Here is a 1,259-nt window from a genome sequence, read left to right as displayed (position 1 = left end):
CCCCCCCCCCCCCCCCCCCCCCCCCCCCCCCCCCCCCCCCCCCCCCCCCCCGCCCCCCCCCCCCCCCCCCCCCCCCGGGGCCCGGCCGGCCGGGCCGGCCGGGCCGGGGGCTCAGCCCCTGCGGCGGCGAGCCGCCTCGTACAGCACCACGCCGGCCGCCACGCCCGCGTTCAGCGACTCCGCGCCGCCGGGCATTGCGATCCGTACGCGCAGGTCACAGGTCTCGCTGACGAGCCGGGAGAGGCCCTTGCCCTCGCTGCCGACGACGATGACGAGGGGGCCGTCCAGGGCCTGGACCTCGCCGAGTTCGGCCTCGCCCTCCGCGTCGAGGCCGATGACCGTGATGCCGGCCTTCTGGTAGCTCTCCAGCGCGCGCGTGAGGTTGGTGGCGCGGGCGACCGGGGTACGCGCCGCGGTGCCGGCCGAGGTCTTCCAGGCGCCGGCCGTCATGCCCGCCGCGCGCCGCTCGGGCACCACCACGCCGTGGCCGCCGAACGCGGAGACCGAACGCACGACCGCGCCCAGGTTCCGCGGGTCGGTGACCCCGTCGAGCGCGACGATCAGCGGGTCCTCGCCGTCGTCGAAGGCCGCGCTGGCCAGGTCCTCGGGGTGGGCGTAGTCGTACGGCGGCACCTGGAGGACCAGGCCCTGGTGGTTCAGGCCGTTCGTCATCCGGTCGAGCTCCGGGCGCGGCGCCTCCATCAGGTTGATGCCGCCGCGCTCGGTGGCGAGCTGGATCGCCTCGCGCACCCGCTCGTCGCTGTCGATGAACTGCTGCACGTACAGCGCGGTCGCCGGCACGCCCTCGCGCAGCGCCTCCACGATCGGGTTGCGCCCCACGACCAGCTCGTTGGTGCCCTTGGGGCCGCCGCGGCGCGGCGCTGGCCGCTTCGCCGCGCTCCGCGCCTTGGCGTTGGCCACGCGCTGCTTGACGTGCCCCTTACGCATCTCGGCGGGCGGGGTCGGCCCCTTGCCCTCCAGGGACCGGCGCCGCTTGCCGCCGCTGCCGACCGTCGCGCCCTTCTTGTTGGACGTGCGGCGGTTCCTGCGTTGGCTGTTACCGGCCATGGGTCACCTGTCTCTTACTGCTCGCTGCTGCTCAGCCTGCTCGCTGCTCAGCCCGTACTGCGCAGCCAAAAGGTCAATGGTACGAAAAGTGTGGCGCCCCGCGGGCCCGGCGGCCCCCCCCCCCCGGCCCCGCCCCCCCGCCCCCCGCGCCCCCCCCCCCGCCCCCGGGGGCCCCCGCCCCCCCGGGGGCC

Annotated in this window: 1 protein-coding gene; it reads right to left on the bottom strand. The window is 77.4% G+C overall.

Annotated features, from left to right (window positions below; all coding sequences use genetic code 11):
- Positions 1-111 precede the first annotated feature (111 nt).
- Positions 112-1,068, bottom strand: a complete 957-nt coding sequence (gene rlmB / locus AAHZ94_RS34280; protein WP_349997587.1) for a 23S rRNA (guanosine(2251)-2'-O)-methyltransferase RlmB — start codon at positions 1,066-1,068, stop codon at positions 112-114.
- Positions 1,069-1,259 lie beyond the last annotated feature (191 nt).

It is taken from the genome of Streptomyces sp. HSW2009 (assembly GCF_040240285.1).
In the GTDB taxonomy this organism is placed as follows: Bacteria; Actinomycetota; Actinomycetes; order Streptomycetales; family Streptomycetaceae; genus Streptomyces.
Note: the sequence above shows the minus strand (reverse complement) of the source record. Positions and strands in the feature narration are given on the sequence as shown.

Coding starts and splice junctions, on each gene's coding strand:
- rlmB (WP_349997587.1), bottom strand. CDS start 1,068: ATGGCCGGTAACAGCCAACGCAGGAACCGCCGCACGTCCAACAAGAAG.